At 72.7% G+C, this 19,694-nt stretch carries 18 protein-coding genes; 6 read left to right on the top strand and 12 right to left on the bottom strand.

Going from position 1 to position 19,694, the window contains the following annotated elements; all coding sequences use genetic code 11:
* Positions 1-9 precede the first annotated feature (9 nt).
* On the bottom strand, positions 10-1,059 hold the full coding sequence (locus R8Z57_RS13125; protein ID WP_318354234.1) for an FUSC family protein: 1,050 nt from the start codon (positions 1,057-1,059) through the stop codon (positions 10-12).
* Positions 1,060-1,135: 76 nt separating this feature from the next.
* Between R8Z57_RS13125 and R8Z57_RS13120 the strand changes: the two genes are divergently transcribed.
* A complete protein-coding gene (locus R8Z57_RS13120) occupies positions 1,136-1,534 on the top strand; it encodes a PPOX class F420-dependent oxidoreductase (protein ID WP_318354233.1) in 399 nt (132 codons plus the stop codon).
* A 46-nt stretch (positions 1,535-1,580) separates the two neighbouring features.
* On the opposite strand, the gene R8Z57_RS13115 is transcribed toward R8Z57_RS13120, so the two are convergent.
* The gene (locus R8Z57_RS13115) at positions 1,581-2,189 is read right to left on the bottom strand and encodes a helix-turn-helix domain-containing protein (RefSeq protein WP_318354232.1); all 609 of its coding nucleotides are present in this window, start codon (positions 2,187-2,189) and stop codon (positions 1,581-1,583) included.
* A gap of 139 nt (positions 2,190-2,328) precedes the next feature.
* Here R8Z57_RS13115 and R8Z57_RS13110 point away from each other — a divergent pair, with 139 nt between their 5' ends.
* Together R8Z57_RS13110 and R8Z57_RS13105 are read left to right on the top strand one after the other, a co-directional pair.
* Entirely contained in the window at positions 2,329-3,147 is an 819-nt protein-coding gene (locus tag R8Z57_RS13110; protein WP_318354231.1) for a sugar phosphate isomerase/epimerase, read from the top strand.
* The gene (locus R8Z57_RS13105; RefSeq protein WP_318354230.1) at positions 3,147-4,268 is read left to right on the top strand and encodes a Gfo/Idh/MocA family oxidoreductase; all 1,122 of its coding nucleotides are present in this window, start codon (positions 3,147-3,149) and stop codon (positions 4,266-4,268) included. Before R8Z57_RS13110 ends, R8Z57_RS13105 begins: the two co-directional genes overlap by 1 nt.
* Before the next feature lie 361 nt (positions 4,269-4,629).
* On the opposite strand, the gene R8Z57_RS13100 is transcribed toward R8Z57_RS13105, so the two are convergent.
* Both R8Z57_RS13100 and R8Z57_RS13095 read right to left on the bottom strand, forming a co-directional pair.
* A complete protein-coding gene (locus R8Z57_RS13100; RefSeq protein ID WP_318354229.1) occupies positions 4,630-5,727 on the bottom strand; it encodes a hypothetical protein in 1,098 nt (365 codons plus the stop codon).
* Between the two features lie 247 nt (positions 5,728-5,974).
* Entirely contained in the window at positions 5,975-6,715 is a 741-nt protein-coding gene (locus tag R8Z57_RS13095; protein ID WP_318354228.1) for a cupin domain-containing protein, read from the bottom strand.
* 165 nt (positions 6,716-6,880) lie between these two features.
* Between R8Z57_RS13095 and R8Z57_RS13090 the strand changes: the two genes are divergently transcribed.
* The gene (locus tag R8Z57_RS13090) at positions 6,881-7,948 is read left to right on the top strand and encodes a YbdK family carboxylate-amine ligase (RefSeq protein ID WP_318354227.1); all 1,068 of its coding nucleotides are present in this window, start codon (positions 6,881-6,883) and stop codon (positions 7,946-7,948) included.
* 56 nt (positions 7,949-8,004) lie between these two features.
* On the opposite strand, the gene panB is transcribed toward R8Z57_RS13090, so the two are convergent.
* The 5 genes from panB to R8Z57_RS13065 form a co-directional block, all read right to left on the bottom strand.
* A complete protein-coding gene (gene panB / locus R8Z57_RS13085; RefSeq protein WP_318354226.1) occupies positions 8,005-8,865 on the bottom strand; it encodes a 3-methyl-2-oxobutanoate hydroxymethyltransferase in 861 nt (286 codons plus the stop codon).
* Positions 8,865-9,743, bottom strand: coding sequence for a pantoate--beta-alanine ligase (gene panC / locus R8Z57_RS13080; RefSeq protein ID WP_318354225.1), 879 nt, complete (start codon positions 9,741-9,743; stop codon positions 8,865-8,867). The genes panB and panC overlap by 1 nt, the downstream gene beginning before the upstream one ends.
* Positions 9,740-10,525, bottom strand: a complete 786-nt coding sequence (locus R8Z57_RS13075) for a DUF2520 domain-containing protein (protein ID WP_318354224.1) — start codon at positions 10,523-10,525, stop codon at positions 9,740-9,742. Before R8Z57_RS13075 ends, panC begins: the two co-directional genes overlap by 4 nt.
* A 632-nt stretch (positions 10,526-11,157) precedes the next feature.
* Complete coding sequence (locus tag R8Z57_RS13070) at positions 11,158-13,512, bottom strand: arylsulfatase (protein WP_318354223.1); 2,355 nt, start codon at positions 13,510-13,512, stop codon at positions 11,158-11,160.
* A 78-nt stretch (positions 13,513-13,590) separates the two neighbouring features.
* Entirely contained in the window at positions 13,591-13,974 is a 384-nt protein-coding gene (locus tag R8Z57_RS13065; RefSeq protein ID WP_318354222.1) for an SHOCT domain-containing protein, read from the bottom strand.
* A 202-nt stretch (positions 13,975-14,176) separates the two neighbouring features.
* Between R8Z57_RS13065 and R8Z57_RS13060 the strand changes: the two genes are divergently transcribed.
* Positions 14,177-14,503 (top strand): carboxymuconolactone decarboxylase family protein, encoded by a 327-nt coding sequence (locus R8Z57_RS13060; RefSeq protein WP_318354221.1) that lies wholly within the window; start codon positions 14,177-14,179, stop codon positions 14,501-14,503.
* Positions 14,504-14,528: 25 nt separating this feature from the next.
* On the opposite strand, the gene R8Z57_RS13055 is transcribed toward R8Z57_RS13060, so the two are convergent.
* The gene (locus tag R8Z57_RS13055) at positions 14,529-16,763 is read right to left on the bottom strand and encodes an AAA family ATPase (RefSeq protein ID WP_318354495.1); all 2,235 of its coding nucleotides are present in this window, start codon (positions 16,761-16,763) and stop codon (positions 14,529-14,531) included.
* Positions 16,764-16,995: 232 nt separating this feature from the next.
* On the opposite strand from R8Z57_RS13055, the gene helR reads away from it, so the two are divergent.
* Complete coding sequence (gene helR / locus R8Z57_RS13050; protein ID WP_318354220.1) at positions 16,996-19,134, top strand: RNA polymerase recycling motor ATPase HelR; 2,139 nt, start codon at positions 16,996-16,998, stop codon at positions 19,132-19,134.
* A gap of 79 nt (positions 19,135-19,213) precedes the next feature.
* Here helR and R8Z57_RS13045 read toward each other — a convergent pair whose 3' ends face one another.
* Complete coding sequence (locus tag R8Z57_RS13045) at positions 19,214-19,387, bottom strand: hypothetical protein (protein ID WP_318354219.1); 174 nt, start codon at positions 19,385-19,387, stop codon at positions 19,214-19,216.
* A 2-nt stretch (positions 19,388-19,389) separates the two neighbouring features.
* Entirely contained in the window at positions 19,390-19,620 is a 231-nt protein-coding gene (locus R8Z57_RS13040) for a YkvA family protein (RefSeq protein WP_318354218.1), read from the bottom strand.
* Between the last annotated feature and the right edge of the window lie 74 nt (positions 19,621-19,694).

The following is a 19,694-nucleotide window of genomic DNA, read 5'->3' as shown; positions in this document are numbered from 1 at the left end:
GGGAGGGAGTCAGTCCTCCCGCGCGTGCAGCAGGCCGCTGAGCGCGCCGAGCGCGGCACCCGCGAGCGTGTCGGCCACGCGCTCCGTCGCCACGGCGACCGAGTCGACCTCGCCCGTCGCCGCGCCCGTGAGCAGCAGCACGAGCGGCGTGATGAAGACGAGGGCGAGCGCGTAGTTGCGCACCACCACCAGCTCGATCGCGAACTGCAGCACGCCGAGCAGCAGTGCGAGCCACAGCACCGAGAGGGGCAGCGGCGCAAGCAGCAGGTACACCGCGGCGCCGAGGATCGTGCCGATCATGCGGTGCAGCCCGCGGGTGAACGCGGCCCGGCGGTCGGCCGCCACACCGACGACCGCGACCGCAGCCCCCACGATCCAGTACGCACGGTCGGGGTCGAGCAGCAGGCCGATCCCGATGCCGATCACGGCCACGAGGGCGACGCGGGCGACGAGTATCCGCGCCCCGGGACTCCACGCCGGCCCCGGGAGCACTTCCCGCAACGGCCGAGACGCCACGCGACGCCGGCTCGGCAGCACGAGGGGCGCGAGCGACACGACGGAGGCGAACAGGATGCCGGCGGCCACCGCGGCGACGTGGGTCGCGGCATCCCCTCCCGAAGCGACGATGTGCGACGACAGGCCGTAGACCAGCACGACGAACAGCGGCCCGGGCGGACCCACCGAGAAGCCGAACATCGCGACGGAGGCCACGATCGCCACGACAGCGAGCCCGGCCAGGGTGGCGACCGGCGACGGCCCGGCGAGCCCACCGAGTGCCGCCGCCGCCAGCAGCGCCCCCGCCACGAACGGCACCACGCGCAGGCGCTCGATCACCGGCAGGTGCGTGGCGTACAGCGCCACGAAGGCGCCGGTCGCCGCCTGGAAGCCGAGCTCGGGGCGACCCATGAGCGCCATCGCCGCGATCGGCACCGCCATCGCGATCGCCGCACGCAGCCCGATCGGCCACCGCGGCGCCGGCGCCGGCCCGAGGCGGAAGAGGCTCGAGACCGCGTGTCGCAGGTCGGCGGCGAACCTGCGGCCGGCGCTCCGGTGCGGCATGCGCCCTCCTTCCCCCTCCATCCTCTCCCGAAGCGCGGTGGCGCGACGCCGGGCGACGGCGCGCGATGATGGACGGGTGCGCAGCCTCACCACCCTCACCGACGACGGCGCCGCGTTCGTCGCCGACTACCACCTCGCGACACTGTCGACGATGGCGCGGGACGGCGGCATCCACGTGGTCGCGGTGGGCTTCACGGTCGACGGCGGAGTGGTGCGCATCATCACGTCGGACGGCAGCCAGAAGGTCCGCAACGTCGAACGCGATCCGCGCGCGACGGTCGCCCAGGTCGCCGGGCCGCGCTGGCTGAGCGTCGCCGGCCACGCCACGGTCGAGCGCGACCCCGCGGCCGTCGCCCACGCGGTCGCCCTGTACGCGCAGCGCTACCGGCAGCCGCGGGTCAACCCGCGCCGCGTCGTCATCCGCATCGACCCGGTCACGGTCATGGGCTCGGCGGGTCTCTTCCGCTCCGAGTGACGTAGACGGATGCCGCAGCCCGCGGCCCGCGGCCGCGCCGGCCCGATCAGTCGGCCGGCCCGGCCAGCAGCTGATCGAGCAGGGCGAGCGCGGCATCCTGCGGCGCGTCGGCGTCGAGCAGCCACTGGGTCTGCAGACCGTCGGATGCCGCGATCACCAGCGCGGCGACGGCCACGGGGTCGACGTCGGCCCGGATCCGCCCGGTGGCCTGATTGTGCCGCACGCGCGCGGCGAGCTCGGCGCGCACGCGCGCGAAGCGCTCGGTTGCGAACTCCCGCGCCGCGGGGTGCCCCTCTTCGAGCGCCGACGCCACGAGGGTCGAATACAGCTGCACGAGCCCCTGCACCTCGTGATTGGCGTCGCTCCACCGGCGCAGCAGCTCGGTCGGCGTGACGTCGAGCGGCGTGGGTTCGCGGTCGTCGCCGCGGGCCTCGGACTCGCGGTACACCGCGACGAGAAGCTCCTCGAGCGATCCGAAGTAGTGCTTGAGCGCGGCGTGCGTGACCCCGACCTCTTCGGCGATCGCACGCAGGCTCGTGCGATCCGAGCCGCGCCGGGCGAACACCTCGATGGCCCGGTCGAGGATCTCCTGGCGGCGGGCGACGCCCTTCGCGTACGACCCGCGCAGGGCGGGCTGCTGCTCCTCGACCGGCATGAGGTTCATCGTAGCGAATAAAAACCTCCACATGGAGGTTTTCGTGGTAGCGTTCTCGCGTCGACGGCGATCCGCCCGCCGACGCCACCCCCGACACCGTCGTCGCAGGCGACGCAGACACATCGAAGGAGCGCGACCGATGCCGGTCCAGACATCCATCCAGCTGTTCACCGTCAAGGACGCGCTCGAGGCCGACCTCGACAGCACGCTCGCCGAGCTCGCCGCGCGCGGGTTCACCGCCGCCGAGCCGTACGACTTCGTGCGCCGCGCCGAGCCGCTCGCCGCCGCCCTGAAGGCCAACGGCATCGCCGCGCCCACCGGTCACGCGTTCCTGGCGTCGACGTCGTTCGTCAACCCCGACGGCACGACGACCTCGCGCCCGGTCCCCGCCCCCGAAGAGGTCTTCGACGCCGCCGACATCCTCGGCATGACGACGGTCATCGAGCCCTACACCGACCCCGCCCTCTGGCAGAACCGGGAGCACATCGCCGACATCGCCCGGCAGCTCAACGCGGCGGCTGAGATCGGCGCCGCGCGCGGCATCCGCGTCGGCTACCACAACCACGCGCACGAACTGGAGGCGACGTTCGACGGCAAGACGGGCCTCGAGGTCTTCGCCGAGCAGCTCGACCCGCGCGTCGTGCTCGAGGTCGACCTGTACTGGGTCGCCCGCGCCGGCGTCGACTCGCCGACTCTCCTCCGCACGCTCGGCGACCGCGTGATCGCCGTGCACGTCAAGGACGGCACGCTCGACCCCGAGACGGTCAAGGCCTACCCGCCGGCCGACCAGGTGCCGGCCGGCCAGGGCGCCGTGCCCCTCGCAGAGGCGCTGGCTGCGGCATCCGCTCTCGAAGTCGCCATCGTCGAGTTCGACCACTTCGACGGCGACCTGTTCGACGCGGTCGAGCAGAGCCGCGTGTTCTTGGACGGCACCCTCGCCGAGACGGCGGCCGTCTGATGGCGGGCGCTCCCGTCGGCGTCGGCCTCATCGGCGCCGGGAACATCAGCGACCAGTACCTGACGCACCTGACGAGTTTCCCCGACGTCAAGGTGCTCGCGATCGGCGACCTGCTCGAAGACCGCGCCAAGGCGCAGGCCGACAAGTACGGCGTGCCGCGTGGTGGCGGCGTCGACCTGGTGCTGAACGACCCCGACATCGACATCGTCGTGAACCTCACGATTCCGGCGGTGCACGTCGAGGTCTCGGAGGCGATCATCGCCGCCGGAAAGCACGTCTGGACCGAGAAGCCGCTCGGCATCGACCGGGAGGAGTCGCAGCGACTGCTGCAGAAGGCGGATGCCGCGGGCCTGCGCGTCGGCGTCGCGCCCGACACCGTGCTCGGCCCGGGTGTGCAGACGGCGAAGCGCGCGATCGCTCGCGGCGACATCGGCCGCCCGCTGTTCGCGACGACGACGTTCCAGTGGCAGGGACCGGAGCTCTGGCACCCCAACCCGGCGTTCCTGTACGCCAAGGGCGCCGGCCCGCTGCTCGACATGGGCCCGTACTACGTCTCGACGCTCCTGCACGTGTTCGGTCCCGTCGCGTCGGTCGCCGCCCTCGGCCTCCAGGGCGTTCCCACCCGCACGGTGAAGTCCGGAGAGCTCGCCGGCCAGGAGTTCCCGGTCGAGATCCCCTCGACGCTGTCGGTGCTCATGGACTTCGAGCAGGGCGGCCAGGCGCAGAGCCTCTACAGCACCGACTCGCCGCTGCTGCGCCACGGCATCGTCGAGATCAACGGCACCGAGGGCACCATCGTGATCCCCGACCCGAACACGTTCGGCGGCGACATCACGATCACCCGCCCGCTCACCGATGTCGCGGTGCGCGAGCAGGAGCTCGTCCAGGTGCCGCAGGAGGGCGTGCTCGCCGGCCGCGGTCTGGGTCTGCTCGACATGGCCCGGTCGATCCGCGAGGGCCGCCCCCACGTCGCCACCGGCGAGTTCGGCTACCACGTGCTCGACACGCTGCTCTCGATCGAGGAGGCCGCGGCCTCGCGCAGCTTCGTCGAGGTGCAGAGCACGCTCGGCGAGGTCGGTTCGCTGGCGGCCGACTTCGACCCGCTGGCCGCCACGCTCTGACCCGAGCCCGGTTCACTCGAAGGCCCCCTGCCGCGCGGCAGGGGGCCTTCGTGCGTCCGGGGTGCAGGCGTTTCGTCTCGCTCCGCTCGCTCAACGACCGATTTCGGCACGGCACAACGTCGTCCGCGGTGCAGGCGTTTCGTCTCGCTCCGCTCGCTCAACGACCGGACGGGGCGGCTGCCCGGTCGTTGAGCGAGGAGCGCAGCGACGAGACGAAACGCGGCGCTGATGACGGATGCCTCGGCCCGCGGCATCCGTCCTCACCCGGTCCGTCGAGATCGGATGCTCTCGCCGAGAGCCACGCAAACCGCTGACATGCGTTCTCGGCGAGGCTCTCGCCGCTCGCGCACGGCGGGTGTGCTCAGCGGCCGAAGAAGTCGCCGAGGCCCGGGATCTCGAAGTTCGACAGCTGCTCGCCGAAGCCCGTCACTGTGTCGCCGGCGCCCGCGACGACGTCGCCCACGCCGCCGAGGTCGACGCCTCCCGCCAGCCCTTCGAGGTCGACGCCACCCGCGATCGCGTCGAGATCGACGCCGCCGGCGATGGCATCGAAGTCGATGCCCGAGGCGACGGCGTTCGCGAGCAGGGGAGCGGCCACCGCGCTGACAACGGCACCGCCGGCGACGGCGCCGAGCAGACCCCCGGCGCCCACGAGCGCGGCGCTGCGGCCCATTCCGCTCCCCGACCGGCCGCGCGAGCCGCGACCGATGCGGGCGAGGAGCCCCGCCATCGCGCCCGGACGTGCGGCCTCGGTACGTGCGGCCGCGCGCGCCAGGTCGGGCGCGTCGGCCGAGCGCGGCTGCTCGGCGGGACGCAGCTCGGCGCGCATCCCGGCCTGCACCTGCGCCCGCTGCTCTGGCGTGAGCCGTGCGAACGCCTCGCGGTGGATGGCCTCGACCTGGTGCGGGTCGGACGTCTGCAGCAGGTACTCGTAGCGGGCGATCGCCGCCCGGTCGGCGGCGCTCGGTGCGCCAGCGGCCGTGCCGGCGGGCGGCGGGGTCATCCCCACCCCGGAAACGGGGGCCGGAGCACCGGGCGCCGAGTACCCCGGACCACCGGGCGCCGAGTACCCCTGCGCACCCGGGTACGACTGCCCGCCGGGGTACTGCGGCTGTGCGCCGGGGTACGACTGGTGCCCCGGGTACTGCTGCTGTGCGCCGGGGTGCTGCTGTGCGCCGGGGTACTGCTGCTGTGCGCCGGGGTACTGCTGCTGTGCGCCGGGGTACTGCTGCTGTGCGCTGGGGTGAGACTGGTGCCCCGGGTAGGCCTGGCCACCGGGCTGCGGTCCGGACTGACCGGGGTTCGCCGCGGGGCGCGTGTCACCCGTCACCGCTGCTGCGGCATCGCGCACCATGTCGCGCCAGTCGCGGCTGCCCCCGCGCGACGACGATGACGACGATGAGTTCGAGGAGTCGAGGGCCTTGGCGGCGAGGCCGAAGAGGCGGTTGAGCGAGCTCATGGGAATCCTTCCGGTCGGAGACATGGCGTGACGAAGATCAGCCAAGGTCTCCTCCACCCCGAGCGGGGCCGGCAGCCCGGGATCCGGCGATGGATCCGTAGTGACGAGCGTGCCGCGGGCGGGAGTACTCCCCTTGTGCGACCCAGCCTAGGGGGAGCCGGAGGAGGATCGTTGCCGCCTCGGCGATCTCATCGGCGGCTCTCAGCGGATTGATCAGATCCGGATGCCGCCACGCCGCGCGCTCGGATCAACGCCGCCCGGCCGGCTCCCTCACGTCGTAGGGCCGCAGGCGTCCGCACATCCCGAAGCGCCGCTCGCCCGCCGGCTCGGCGGCCCGGTATACCGCCGCGTCTTCCAGGTGGGCGAACTCGCCCCGGCTCAGCGCCCGGGCGACGTCGAGGCTGCGGGCGGCCTGCGCCGCCGGCCCCTGCTCCACGATGTCGGTCCACGACGACGCACGGTGCTCGATGATCGCCGCCGCGGCGGCCTGGAACTCCCGCAGCGGCCCGAAGTCGCCGGCGTCGACCGCCTTTCGGATGCTGAGGTAGCCCTCGACCGCGAGGTTGCGACGCCGGGCCGCGGCATCCGCTCTCTCGTTCTCCGAGCCGGCGGGAAGCGTCGCCGCCGCCGCGTACCGCCCGGGGTCGGCGACGATGTCGGCCGGAAATGTCATCACGGCGTCGCCCGCCTCGGGAAGACCGGCGTTGCTCATGAGCACCAGGACGCGCAGATCGCCGTGGTTCACCGCGCGATGGATCGTGCCCGGCGTGAACCAGACCACGCTCCCCTCGGCGAGCGCGATCTCGCTCGCGCCGTGCGCGTCGACCGTGTGCAGCGCGCCGCGCCCGCCGATCACGACGTAGCACTCTGTCGAGGCGAGGTGCAGGTGCGGGCTCCCGCCGCGCAGGCCGTCCGGCGCGACGTCGTCGTAGACGTCGAGCAGCGACACGGACGTGCCGCCGGGGAACGAGATCGCTGGCGCGGGCATGGAATCACCTCTCGCAGCAGTGTCGCACGCCCCGCGTCGTGCGGCGCGAAACGCCGGCGGCCACCCCGGAAGAGCGGTGTCAACCCTGTTCCGCGGCATCCGCTCCCCCGCCAGACTGAGGGCACGACCGCGGGGGGCGCGATCGCCGCGAACGGAGGCCAGACCGTGCAGCCGACCTTCGGGATCGAGGAGGAGTTCGTGCTCCTCGACCCCCGCAGCCTCACCGCGGTGGACCGGGCACCCGCGGCGATCGCCGCGCTGCGCGGCGAGGTGACCGGTGTCGTGGGCAAGGAGTTCTTCCCCTCGCAGGTCGAGTACGCCTCCCCGGTGTTCACCACGGCCGCCGAGGCCCTCGAGGCGCTCATCGGGTTCCGGCGCCGCCTGGCCCGCTGGGCCGACGACGCCGGCCTCATCGCGGCGGCGACGGGCACGCCGTTCCGCACCCGCGCCCACGCCGACATCAGCCCCGACGACCGCTACGCCCACATCGCCGGTGACATCGCCGGGGTGCTTCCCGACCATCAGATCAACGGCATGCACGTGCACGTCGGGATCCCCGACCGGGAGTCGGGCGTCCGTGCCTCCAACGCCCTCCGGGTCTGGCTGCCGCTGCTGCTCGCGCTCTCGTCGAACTCGCCCTTCTGGCACGGCGTCGACACCGGCTTCGACAGCTGGCGCGCGATCCACAGCCGCCGCTGGACGACCTATGGCGTGCCGCCGGTGTTCGCCGACGCGGCCGAGCACGACGCCACGCTCCGGGCGCTGCGCGGCATCGGCGCCACGTCCGATCCCGGCACCATCAACTGGAATGCCCGCCTCTCGGCGCACTACCCCACCATCGAGGTGCGGATCTTCGACACCCCCCTCGATCCGCGCACGAGCGTCGCCCTCGCGGTCATCACGCGGGCGCTCGTCGCGAGTGAGACGCCCGGGTCTGCGGGCGGAGCGATCGATGTGACGGATGCCGCGCTCTGGCACGCCGCGCGCTACGGCGTCGGCGAGACGCTGGTCGACCCGTCCACGGGTGAGCTGGTGCCGGCAGGGCACGCCGTCGGGGTGCTCGTCGAGGCGGTGCGGCCTCGGCTCGCCGACGCCCTCGAGCGAGAACTGGTCGACGAGCTCCGCGAACGGATCACGCGCGAGGGGTCAGGCGCGCGGCGGCAGCGGAGCGCATTCGGCGCCGGCCGGCGCGCCCTCGGCGAGCTCTACCGCCGCGAGATCGCCCCCGGCTGACAGCGACGCGACGGCGATCCGACGACGCCCCGTTCCGCCGGGCGGGACGGCACGGCTCAGCGGGCGCGGAGCTGCTCCAGCTCGGCGCGCGCGGCCTCGACCGCCTCGTCGGTCGCCGCGTACCCGTGCTCGGCGCCGGGGAAGACCCCGCCGCGCACCTCGCTCGCGTATGCGGCGACACCCGTGACCATGTCGGCGCCGATGGTCGCGTAGCGCTTCACGAATGCCGCCGTCCGGCCTTCGGTGATGCCCAGCAGGTCGTGGATCACGAGCACCTGGCCGTCGGCAGAACCCGCGCCGATGCCGATCACCGGGATGTCGAGCGCCGGCAGCACCACGGCGGCGACGTCGGCGGGCACCGCCTCGATGACGAGCACGCTCGCGCCGGCGTCCTGCACGGCGAGCGCCTCGCGCACGAGCCGGGCCGCCGACTCGGCGGTGCGCCCCTGAGCGCGGAGCCCGCCGAGGGCGACCGCCGTCTGCGGCGTCAGCCCGACATGCGCGACGACGGGAATGCCGGCCTCGGCGATCGCCCGGATGCGGCTGAGCCGCGCCTCGCCACCGCCTTCGAGCTTCACCGCGTCGGCCCCCGCCTCTTTGACGAACCGCACCGCGGTGGCCACGGCCTGCTCGTCCGAGACCTCCGTCGACCCGAACGGCAGGTCGCACACCAAGAACGCCGTGCGCACGCCGCGGCGCACCGCTCCCGACAGCACCAGCATCTCGTCGACGGTCACCGCGACGGTCGAGTCGTGGCCGAGCACCACCTGGGCGCCCGAGTCGCCGACGAGCACCATGTCGACACCGGCCTGCTCGGCCGTCCGGGCGGTCGGGTAGTCGTACGCCGTCACCATGACGATGGGCTCGCGGGCCGCCTTCATCTCGGCCAGCCGCTGCAGCGTCACCTTCGCGGGCATCATCCGCCTCCTGCCTGGGTGTCGGCGCGACCCTGCGCGGTCGCGACGACGGTGTTGTCGATGAGTCGCGTGCTTCCCACGCGCGCCGCGATCGCCACGAGCACCGGCCGGTCGACGACGCCGACGGGCGCGAACGTCTCGGGGTCGACGAACGCCACGTACTCGGGACGGATGCCGGATGCCTCGAGCACGGCGTCCGCTCGGGCGCGCAGCGCCTGGGGATCCGAGATGCCGGCGGCTGCGGCATCCGTCACCGCCTGCAGGGCACGGGGGATCGCCAGCGCGCGCGTGCGCTCGCCGGGCGAGAGCCGCGTGTTGCGGCTGGAACGGGCCAGCCCGTCGGCGTCGCGCGAGGTGGGGCACACCACGAGCGCCACCGGAATGCCGAGGTCGGCGACGAGCCGCCGGATCACCGCGACCTGCTGCGCGTCCTTCGCGCCGAAGTAGGCGGCGTCCGGGAGGGCTGCCAGGAGGAGCTTGGTGACCACGGTCGCGACGCCGTCGAAGTGCGCGCGACCGCGCTCGGCGCCCTCGAGCGTCTCAGCGACCGGCCCGGTGACGCTGACGGTCGTCGCGAAGCCGGCCGGGTACACCTCGGCGGCGTCGGGGGCGAACACGATGTCGACGCCCTCCTGCTCGGCGAGCGCCAGGTCGGCGGCCTCAGTGCGCGGGTAGGCGGCGAGGTCGGCCTGCTCGGTGAACTGGGCCGGGTTGATGAAGATCGAGGCGACCACGGTGTCGTCGGCGGCACGCGCGGCGCGCAGCAGGGTGGTGTGACCCTCGTGGAGCGCACCCATGGTGGGGACCAGTCCGATGCGGCCGGCGCGGCGGTCGCGCAGGGCGTCGCGCAGGTCGCCGACCGTCCGGACGACGATCACGACGCCGCCTCCGAGCGCGTCGAGGCCGCGAGGTCGCGGGTCGCCGTCACGAGAGCGTCGAAGAGTTCAAGCCGACCCGGCAGGCGCTCGGCCACCGCCGCTCGCTGCCGGGTCACGGTGACCTCGTCGCCGCGGGCGATCGGACCGGTGAGCGCGGCGGCGCCGTGGCGCTCCCAGTTCTCGGCGGTCGCGCGCACGAGCGGCGCGAACGCGTGGGGCGGGACGCCCGCGGTGGCGCCCAGCTCCGCGGCGAAGGCCTCCAGCGTCACGAGGAAGTTCGACGCGATCGATGCGGCGGCGTGATACGCGGGCCGGTCGGCGTCGGCCACCTCGAACGGTTCCATGCCGAGCGCGCCCGCGAGCGCCTGGGCGACGGCGAGCGCGCGCGGCGTGGCGCCCGCCACAGCCGCCGGCACACCCGCGAACGAGGTGTCGCCGACGACGGTCGTGAGCGGGTGGATGCCGAAGGCCTCGTGCGGTGCGAGCGGCTCGAGGGTCGTCGCACCGGAGAGATGGCCCACCAGCGCCCCGGCCGAGAGGGCGCGGGCGGCGGTCGCGATCTCGGCATCCGGAACCGCCAGCAGCACCACGCCGGCACCGGCGGCTGTCGCACCGCGGCCGAGCGGTCCGTCGACGTGCACGCCCGCCGCGGAGAGCGCCGCGGCCATGGCCCGGCCCATGCGACCCGCGCCGACGATCGCGACGGGGCCGGGAATCCCCGCCGGGATGTCTCCCGACGGGCCGGCGGGCGTGCGCGCGTGATCAGGGCGGCGGTCCGGCATCGTCGTCGTCTCCCGTCCTGCACGCGGTGAAAATGAACCTCGTCGAAAATACCGCGTCCGGCTGGGAGGGCTCGACCGCCGCCCGCCGCCGGGCGCGGAGCTAGCGGCCTGCAGAACTCCACAGATCGGGGCGAGGACCGGCCCGATCTGCAGCAAACCCGGCAGACGGCCACCGGAATTGTGGAGTACGGTAGAAGCAGGCCGCTCGGGTCCGGGTCCGGCTGGGAGGGCTTGACCGCCGCCGGTCGCCGGGCGCCGCCGGGCGGAGCTAGCGGCCTGCAGAACTCCACAGATCAGGGCGAGGACCCGCCCGATCTGCGGCAAACCCGGCAGACGGCTACCGGAATTGTGGAGTACGGCAGAAGCAGGCCGCTCGGGTCCGGGTCCGGCTGGGAGGGCTTGACCGCCGCCGGCCGCCGGGCGCCGCCGGGCGGAGCTAGCGGCCTGCCGAACTCCACAGATCGGGGCGAGGACCGGCCCGATCTGCAGCAAACCCGGCAGACGGCCACCGGAATTGTGGAGTACGGCAGAAGCAGGCCGCTCGGGTCCGCGTCCGTGTGTGAGGGCTTGACCGCCGCCCGCCGCGCGCGACGCAGCCCCCGGCCTGCCGGCCGGGGGCTGCGTCGAAGGGGTCACGCCTTCTGCGGCACCTGGTACGCGATGTGGACGCGCGAGATGTCGCCGTCGAAGGCGAACGGCATCTTGTCGAAGTACGCCCGCGACACGGCACCGCCATAGGCGCGGCCGATGTCGAGGCAGTCGTTCGCCGAGAACAGCAGGGGCGCGCTGACGGGCACCACGCCCGAGCCCACCTCGTCGCCGTTCACGCGCAGCGTGACGTTGAGCGGCCCGGCCGGCCGCGGTTCGACGTAGTGCGTCTCGATCTCGATGGTGATCTTGCCCGCCGGGATCGCCGCCGCGGAGGCGATCTTGGTGCGCTGCACGAGGAAGAGGTTGTACTCGTAGTTCAGCACGCCGTCGGCGAAGAAGGCGGTGAGGCCGCCGCCGGCGCCGCCGAGCTTGTACAGCACGCCGTTGGCCTTCTCGGGGATCGTCGCCTCGATGGTCACCACGTTGGGCTTGTTGCCGAGCGCCGGAGCGCAGAACTCGGGCACGCGGACGGTGTTGCCGTCCATCTCCCACTGCGTGTACGGCACCGAGATGCGCTCCTCGGGGTGGTAGATCGGCACCCACAGGCCGCCGCCCACCGGCAACACCTTGTTCTTGGCCGCCTCGATCGCGAAGACCTCCTTCAGCTCGGCGAGCTTCTCGGGGTTCTCGGCAGCGAGATCGTGGGCCTGGCTCCAGTCCTCTTCGAGGTTGTACAGCTCCCACTTGTCGGCATCGGGCGTCCACGTCGCGATGCCGGGAGGCGCTCCGGGCACCCAGGGCAAGCGGGGCCCGGGGGTCGATGCCATCCAGCCGTCGGCATAGATCGAGCGGCTGGCCATCACCTCGAAGTACTGCGTGCGGTGCCGGCCGGCCGCCGCGGCATCCTCGATCGCGTAGGCGAAGCTCGTGCCGTCGATCGGGTCCTGGTGGATGCCGTTCACCGTCTCAGGGTGCGAGATGCCGAGGATCTCGTAGAGAGTCGGCGCCAGGTCGATCACGTGGTGGAACTGCGTACGGGGCACCGGGTCGTGCTCGACATGCCCGGGCCACCGGACGAACATCGGGTTGCGCGTCCCACCCAGGTGCGAGGCCATGAGCTTCATGCCCTGGTACGGCGACGATCCCGCCCAGGCCCACGCGGCGTGGTACTGGTTGTCGGTCGCCGGGGTGCCGAGCGCATCGAGCCCGCCGAGCTCGTCGAGCGCGGCGATGTGCTGGTCGATGGTCGTCGGGATCATGTTCTGCGCGAGCAGCTCGCTGATCGTGCCGTTCTGCCCCTCGCCCGACGAGCCGTTGTCGCCCCAGATGTAGAAGACGATCGTGTTGTCGGCATACCCGAGCTCTTCGAGCGCGTCGACGACCCGGCCGGCCTGCACGTCGGCGTGCTCGCCGAACCCGGCGCACACCTCCATGAGCCGTGCCTGGAAGGGCTTCTGGTGGTCGGGGATGTCGTCCCAGCCCTGCAGGCTCTCGGGCCGCGGCGTGAGCTCGGCGTCCTGCGGCACCCAGCCGGCGGCCTTGGCCCCCTCGAGCGCACGCTCGCGGTAGACGTCCCAGCCGTCGTCGAAGGCGCCCTTGTACTTGTCGGACCACTCCTTCATGATGTGGTGCGGCCCGTGGATGGCTCCCGTCGCCCAGTACGCGAAGAACGGCTTGTCGGGCGCGAGCGCCTTGTGGTCGCGCAGCCATCCGATCGCGTCGTCGGCGATGTCCTCGCTGAGGTGGTAGCCCTCTTCGGGCGACTTGGGCGGCAGGACCGAAGTCGTGTTGCGCACCAGGTTCGGCTCGTACTGCGATGCCTCGCCGGCGAGGAAGCCGTAGAAGTACTCGAAGCCGTTGCCGGTCGGCCAGTTGTCGTAGGGCCCCGCCTTGGTGGTCTCTTCGGCGGGCGTGTTGTGCCATTTGCCCCAGGCTGCGGTCGAATAGCCGTAGTTGCGCAGCACCTCGGCGATCGTGGCGCTCGACTTGGGGATGTGGCCGGAGTAGCCGTCCCAGTCGTTGGCGAGCTCGGCGATCTGCCCCTGACCGATGCGGTGGTGGTTGCGCCCTGTCAGCAGCGAGCCGCGGGTCGGCGAGCACATCGACGTGGTGTGGAAGCGGTTGAAGCCGATGCCCTCGCCGCGGATGCGGTCGAGCGTGGGCGTGTTCACCGCGCCACCGAGCGGTGCGGGCAATGCCGGTCCCGCGTCATCGATGAGGATGACGAGGATGTTGGGAGCGCCCTCGTTCAGGCGCCGCTCCGGCGGAAGCGGCGAGTACGTGGACTCGCCCAGCGTCCGCCCGGCGATGCTGCCCGAGGGCTTGGGCGGGAACGGGAGGGTCCGTGCCGGGGGCAGCGCAGCGCCCACGATCTTGTTTCGGGTGTCGTCTGTCATGTCTCGTCCTTCGTCGTCAGTTCACCGGATCGAAGTCAGCCCAGCGGCTCGGTCGCGTACCCCGCTCCCGCCCCGCGCTCAGGCGACCGCCTTGGCCTTCAGTGCGTCGAACTCCGACTGCGAGATCGCACCCGAGGCGAGGAGGCCCTGGGCGCGCTCGATCTCTGCGGCCGGGGACGACGAGCCGTCGCCGGCGACGCTGCGGATGTAGTCGGCGTTCGCCTGCGCAGCGGCCTGCGCCTCAGCGGCCTGGCGCTTGGCCATCGAGCCGCCGCGCGCGATGAGGTAGATGATCGCGCCGAGGAACGGCAGCACGATGAGGAAGATGACCCATCCCGCCTTGGCCCAGCCGTTCAGCGTGTGGTCGCGGAAGATGTCGATGAAGATCCAGATGAAGATCCAGATGCAGACGATCACGAGGTAGATCCACAGCATCCACAGCAGGAAGTCGAAGAAGCCCATTGCCGGTCCCTTTCCGAGCAGCGTTCACAGGACAGCCGACCGGCAGCCCCACCGCGACGGTATCGGCGGCGCGATGTCGGCCGCATCACTCGAATCGTGTGAAGCCCCGCCGGCGGGATCACGCGATCTGCATGGTGCGAGTGAGGACGCGACATTGTGCACTGTGTACATGGTGCGCGGAGTGCGGAATGGAGGTGGGGCGGTGGACGATGTCGAGCGATTGCGGCGGTTCTGCGTCGATCACCCGGCGCTCGTCGACGGGACCGGCGATCAGTGGGCCGAGGTCCTCGATCCCCGGACGGCGGCGCTGGTGAGAATCGGCGCGCTCATCGCCGTCTCGGCGCCCGCCGCCTCGATGCGGTCCGCCCTCGACGAGGCGGTCGCGGCGGGCGTCTCGTTGCGCGAGATCCTGGCGGTCCTCGACGGCATGGTCAGCGTGGTGGGCCTGCCACGGGCAGTGGCCGCGGCCCCGCGGATCGCGTCGGCCCTCGGCTACGCCGACGACATCGTGCCCGAATCCGACCTCTGAGGCGCGACCGGCCGCGCCCCGTCGCTCAGCCGCCGAGCAGCCCCAGCGCGCTCGCGCGCTCGACGGCGGCGCCGCGGGTCGTGACGGCGAGCTTGCGGTAGATCGACCCGACCTCCGAGCTGACGGTGTTGCGTGAGATGAACAGCCGCTGCCCGATCTCGGCGATCGTCAGGTGCGTCTGGAGGTAGGGCAGCAGACGCAGCTCGGCAGGGGTCAGGGGCACCGACCCGCCGGCAGCGGGTTCGGCCGCCAGCCCGGCACGCAGCGCCTCGACCTGGGAGGACAGCGCCCCGACGTCGGGCCGCTTGCGCAGGAGCTCGTCGATCTCGCGCACCAGGTGCCAGGCCGCCGAGCGATCCCCCAGCGCCACGTGCGCCTTCGCCAGCTGGATGCGCGAGCGGATGGAGTGGACCGGCAGCAGATGCGTGCAGCCGATGCGCGCGCGCATGCCCCGGGCGAGCAGGCGCTTGCCCTGCTCGCGGTCGCCGTCGCGCACGGCGACGCGCGCGGCCACCGCGAGCGCGAGCGCCGTGGTGGGGTAGCCGTCCATGTGACTGTCGTCGATCGCCGCCACGCCGCGGTCGGCGTGCCGGGCTGCGGCGTCCCAGCGGCCGGCGTCGATGGCGAACATCGCCAGCTCGGGCTCGCTGAGGATGACGGTGTCGGTGTTGCCCATCATCGTGGCGAGGTCGATCGCCTCTTCGAAGGCCGACTTCGCCGCCGGGAGGTCATCGGTCAGCAGGCATGCCGTCGCCCACAGATGCACGGCCTGGTCGCGCCAGGGGCTCGTCACCGGTTCGTGCTTCATGGCGTAGGCCGCGTCGGCCACGATCCGGTCGACACCGCGCTCCCCCATCGCGGAGCGCACCATGGCACGGGCCGACTCGAACTCGGTTCTGCTGTCTTCGGGGATGGTCTCGAGATCGACGGCCCCGAGGATCCGCGACCAGCGCTCGCCGGCCGCGACATCGCCGAGGAGGATCGCGGTCCACGCCATCGAGACCACCAGCGGCGGGTAGCTGCGGACGAGGTCGTCGCCGAGCTCGGACAACCAGCGCTTGACGGTCGACACCTCGCCGCGCTGATACATCGGCAGCCCGAGCTCGGCGATCCGGTCGGCCGCCCGCTCCGTCTCGCCGGCCCAGAGCAGGTGCTCGACGGCTTGCGCGGACGCTCCGTGCTCCTGGTGCCAGGCGGCCGCCCGGCGATGCAGGTCGGTCACCACCGCCGCACCGTCGGCGCGCTCGAGCTCGACGAGCAGGAACTCGCGGAACAGCGAATGGAAGCGGAACCAGCCGCGGCGCCGGTCCATCGCGACGAGGAAGAGGTTCGCCGCTTCGAGCTCGTGCAGGCGGGCGCGTGCGTCCTCGATGCCGAGCACGGCATTGCACGAGGCGGCCGACAGCTGGTCGAGCACGGCGCTCCGGCGCAGGAAGCTCTGCATGTCTTCCGGAAGGCGTGCCACGCACTCCCGGTACAGATAGTCGGCGAGATACCGGTCGTCGCCGGTGACGGATGCCGCGTCCCCACCCGATCGGGCGACCAGCGCGCACAGGAACAGCCCTGTCGGCCATCCTTCGCACCGCTCGACGATCGAGTGCAGGTCGGCGTCGTCGACGTCATCGGCGCCGGCCTCGTGGAAGATGACGCGCGCGTCGGCGTGGCCGAGCAGCAGGTCGGCCATCGCGATCTCCCACGCGTCCCCGGCGGCGCGGAGGCGCCCGATGAGCGGCGGCTCGCGGCGGCTGGCGAGGACGATCTGCGAGCCCTCGGGAAGGCGCGAGAACAGCACCTCCAGCGCGTCCTGGCAGTCCGGCGAGTCGGCCCAGTGGAGGTCGTCCACGAACAGGACGAAGCTGTCGGGGGCGGCGGCGAGTGCACCGGCCAGAAGCGGCGCCGAGCGTCCGAGCGCCGCCGCGCCGATGCCGCGCATGTCGGCGACCACCTCCGCGGCCGCCGGCGAGAGGGCGACCGCTGCGGCGGCGATGACCGAGAGCAGCGACGCCGGGTCGATGTCGGAACGGTCGAGCGACACCCACGCGACGTTGCGGCTGTCGGTGGCGGCCCACTCGGTCAGCAGCGTCGATTTGCCGTAGCCGGCGGGGGCGGTGACCGAGACGACGCGCGCACCGCTCTCACGCGCGCGATCGATGAGCGCGCGCCTGCTGACGGCGCCCTTGCGCAACGGAGGGGTCTGGATCTTGCTGCTCAACAGCACGGACTGCAAGTCGGGTCCCCCCTGGACCGACTCGCGGAGCATCTCCGCCACGATCGGAATACTAGGGCCGCGAGGAAGCGCACCACAAACAGCAGGGGTTCGACGGCGCGTCGCCCGGTGTCCGCGAACGCGCCTCTGCGTCGGCCTCCGGCCCACCCCTCCTGCCTCTTCCAGGATACCCGGGGAGGGGGGTCTTGCGGCAAGGCCCCCCTCACGGCGCATACTTGTCGGCCGCGACGGCTCTCCGTCGCGACAGCGACCAGGAGCCGATGCCGTGAAACCCCTCGAGACCAGCGCTTTCCGCTTGCCCGACCGCCTCAAGTCCAAGGCGCAGCCCGACCTGATCGCCGCGGATGAGGCGCACTTCGCCGCCATCTCTGCGAGCCTCGCCCAGTCCACCGCCGAGCTCGAGATCCGCCTCGACGAGATCCGCCGGCACCCCGGCTCGCGCGGGCAGGCCGCCCTCGACCGGGACCTCGAGGTCCATCGCCTGTCCGCGAGACTCCGTGCCCTCCGCCGGTTCTCCATCGACGCGTGCCTCGGGCGAATGGTGCCCACGGACGGAAGCGGCACGGTCTACATCGGCCGCTTCGGTCTGACCGCCCCCGACGGGCGCCGGCTGCTCGTCGACTGGCGGACGCCGGCGGCGGAGCCGTTCTTCGCCGCGACCCATGCCCGGCCGATGGGCCTTGCGAGCCGCCGCCGCTACCGGTGGACCGGGGGCGGGGTCTCGGACTATTGGGACGAGGTCTTCACCCTCGAAGGGCTGGAGAACGGGGCGGCCCTCGATGACCAGTCGGCGTTCATCGCCAGCCTCGGCGCCAGCCGTTCGCCGCGCATGCGCGACGTGCTCGGCACGATCCAGGCCGACCAGGACGCGATCATCCGCGCCGGCGCCCGCGGGGCCCTCGTCGTCGACGGAGGTCCGGGCACCGGCAAGACCGTGGTCGCCCTGCATCGTGCCGCCTACCTCGCGTACGCCGATCCGCACGTGGGGGAAGGCCGCGGCGGCATGCTGTTCGTCGGTCCGAGCCCGGCGTACCTGTCCTACGTGGAGGACGTGCTGCCGAGCCTCGGCGAGGAGAGCGTGCAGACGTGCACACTGCGCCAGCTCGTCGCCGAGGGACGCACGGCCGTCACCGAGCCGGACCCCCTGGCCGCGCGGCTCAAGGCCGACCGGCGCCTGGTGGATGCCATCGAGCCGGCGGTCCGCCTCTACGAGGAGCCGCCGACCGCGGGGCTCGTCGTCGAGACCCCGTGGGCCGAGCTGCACCTGCGTCCCGACGACTGGGCCGAGGCCTTCGCGTCCGCGGAGCCGGGAACGCCGCACAACGAGGCGCGCGACCAGGTCTGGGAGACGGTCCTCGGGATCCTCCTGGACCAGGTCGACGGCGAGGACGTGCCTCTGCACCAGCTGCGGCGCGCGCTCGCGCGCCACGAGGAGCTCACGCGCGTCTTCGGTCGCGCATGGCCGCTGGTCGAGGCATCCGTCCTCGTCGCGGACCTGTGGACCGTCCCGGCGTACCTGCGCCGCTGCGCGCCCTGGCTCACGCCCGCCGAAGTGGAGACGCTGCAGCGACCGGCGGGATCGGCCTGGACGACGGCGGACCTCCCCCTCCTGGATGCCGCGCGCCGGCGACTGGGCGACCCGGCGGCATCGCGCCGGCGCCGTGAGCGCGAGGCGACGCTCGCGGCGGAGCGCGAGTACATGGGGCAGGTGGTCGAGCGGCTCAAGGAGGCGGGCGACGAGATGCTGCAATGGCTCGACGGCGACGACCTGCGCAACAGCCTCGTGGACGAGGCGGTGCTGCCCGCGGTCGACCCCGACCTGCTCGCGGGCCCGTTCGCGCACATCATCGTCGACGAGGCGCAGGAGCTCACCGACGCGGAATGGCGGATGCTGCTGGCCAGGTGTCCGTCGCGCAGCTTCACGGTGGTCGGCGACCGGGCGCAGGCCCGGCACGGGTTCGCCGAGTCGTGGCAGGAGCGCCTCGCGCGCGTCGGGCTCGCGGAGGCGGCTCTTGCCACCCTCACCGTGAACTACCGCACACCGAGCGAGGTGATGACCGAGGCCGAGCCGGTCATCCGCGCCGCGATCCCCGATGCGAACGTGCCGACGTCGATCCGGTCGAGCGGGATCCCTGTCCGTCACGCCGCCGTCAGCGAGCGCGATGCGATCCTCGAGGACTGGCTGTCGGCGCATGCCGAGGGCACGGCGTGCGTGATCGGCGACCCGGGGTTCGCATCGGGAGAGCGTGTGCGGTCACTGACGCCGGAACTGTCGAAGGGCCTCGAGTTCGACCTGGTGGTGCTCATCGAGCCCTCCGGGTTCGGCGACGGGATCGAAGGCGCCGTCGACCGCTACGTCGCGATGACCCGCGCCACGCGGGAACTCGCCGTCCTCGAGCGCTGAGCGCTGGGGAGTGAACGCCGCCGCTCGTGCTCTCGCGTCACCCGCTCGTGCTCTCGCGTCAGCCGCTCGTGCTCTCGCGTCATCCGCGCGGGCGGCGGTGGTCCTCCACGTCGGGCTCGGCTCGGAGGAGGTCGGCGATCTCCTCCTCCGGGCGCGGGGCGACGGTCTCGTCCTCCTCGAGTTCGGGGATGCTCGGCTCGCCCGGGCCGGGGACGTGGTCCGGGTGTTCGGCCCGCCCGCCGGTGGCCGCCATCGCTAGGCCGATCGCAGCGAGGCCTGCCAGCGGTGCTGCTCCCGCACCACGAGCAGGGCCAGGATGCTCCAGACCCCGAGGTCATCGCCGAAGCCCAGGGGGCCGAGCACGAGTTCGGGGATGAGGTCGATCGGCGCGAACGTGTAGACGACAGCGGCGATAGCGGCGGCCCACGTCGTCGGTGCGACGCGGTGTTCGCGGCTCTTGATCGCCCGGAAGAACTTCCACCACATGGATCCAGTGTGCGACCCGTCGGCACGACCGGGGCCCGGTGGTATCGATTTGTGACCTGGGAAGATGCCGAGAC

This window comes from Microbacterium sp. M3, assembly GCF_033548675.1.
In the GTDB taxonomy this organism is placed as follows: domain Bacteria; phylum Actinomycetota; class Actinomycetes; order Actinomycetales; family Microbacteriaceae; genus Microbacterium; species Microbacterium arthrosphaerae.
This window is presented reverse-complemented; position numbering and strand designations above follow the sequence as displayed.

Excerpts from the sequence above, each read along its gene's own strand:
- R8Z57_RS13125 (WP_318354234.1), bottom strand. The coding sequence starts at position 1,059 with ATGCCGCACCGGAGCGCCGGCCGCAGGTTCGCCGCCGACCTGCGACAC.
- R8Z57_RS13115 (WP_318354232.1), bottom strand. The coding sequence starts at position 2,189 with ATGCCGGTCGAGGAGCAGCAGCCCGCCCTGCGCGGGTCGTACGCGAAG.
- R8Z57_RS13110 (WP_318354231.1), top strand. The coding sequence starts at position 2,329 with ATGCCGGTCCAGACATCCATCCAGCTGTTCACCGTCAAGGACGCGCTC.
- R8Z57_RS13105 (WP_318354230.1), top strand. The coding sequence starts at position 3,147 with ATGGCGGGCGCTCCCGTCGGCGTCGGCCTCATCGGCGCCGGGAACATC.
- R8Z57_RS13100 (WP_318354229.1), bottom strand. The coding sequence starts at position 5,727 with ATGAGCTCGCTCAACCGCCTCTTCGGCCTCGCCGCCAAGGCCCTCGAC.
- R8Z57_RS13095 (WP_318354228.1), bottom strand. The coding sequence starts at position 6,715 with ATGCCCGCGCCAGCGATCTCGTTCCCCGGCGGCACGTCCGTGTCGCTG.
- panB (WP_318354226.1), bottom strand. The coding sequence starts at position 8,865 with ATGCCCGCGAAGGTGACGCTGCAGCGGCTGGCCGAGATGAAGGCGGCC.
- R8Z57_RS13075 (WP_318354224.1), bottom strand. The coding sequence starts at position 10,525 with ATGCCGGACCGCCGCCCTGATCACGCGCGCACGCCCGCCGGCCCGTCG.
- R8Z57_RS13070 (WP_318354223.1), bottom strand. The coding sequence starts at position 13,512 with ATGACAGACGACACCCGAAACAAGATCGTGGGCGCTGCGCTGCCCCCG.
- R8Z57_RS13065 (WP_318354222.1), bottom strand. The coding sequence starts at position 13,974 with ATGGGCTTCTTCGACTTCCTGCTGTGGATGCTGTGGATCTACCTCGTG.
- R8Z57_RS13055 (WP_318354495.1), bottom strand. The coding sequence starts at position 16,763 with ATGCTCCGCGAGTCGGTCCAGGGGGGACCCGACTTGCAGTCCGTGCTG.
- R8Z57_RS13045 (WP_318354219.1), bottom strand. The coding sequence starts at position 19,387 with ATGGCGGCCACCGGCGGGCGGGCCGAACACCCGGACCACGTCCCCGGC.
- R8Z57_RS13040 (WP_318354218.1), bottom strand. The coding sequence starts at position 19,620 with ATGTGGTGGAAGTTCTTCCGGGCGATCAAGAGCCGCGAACACCGCGTC.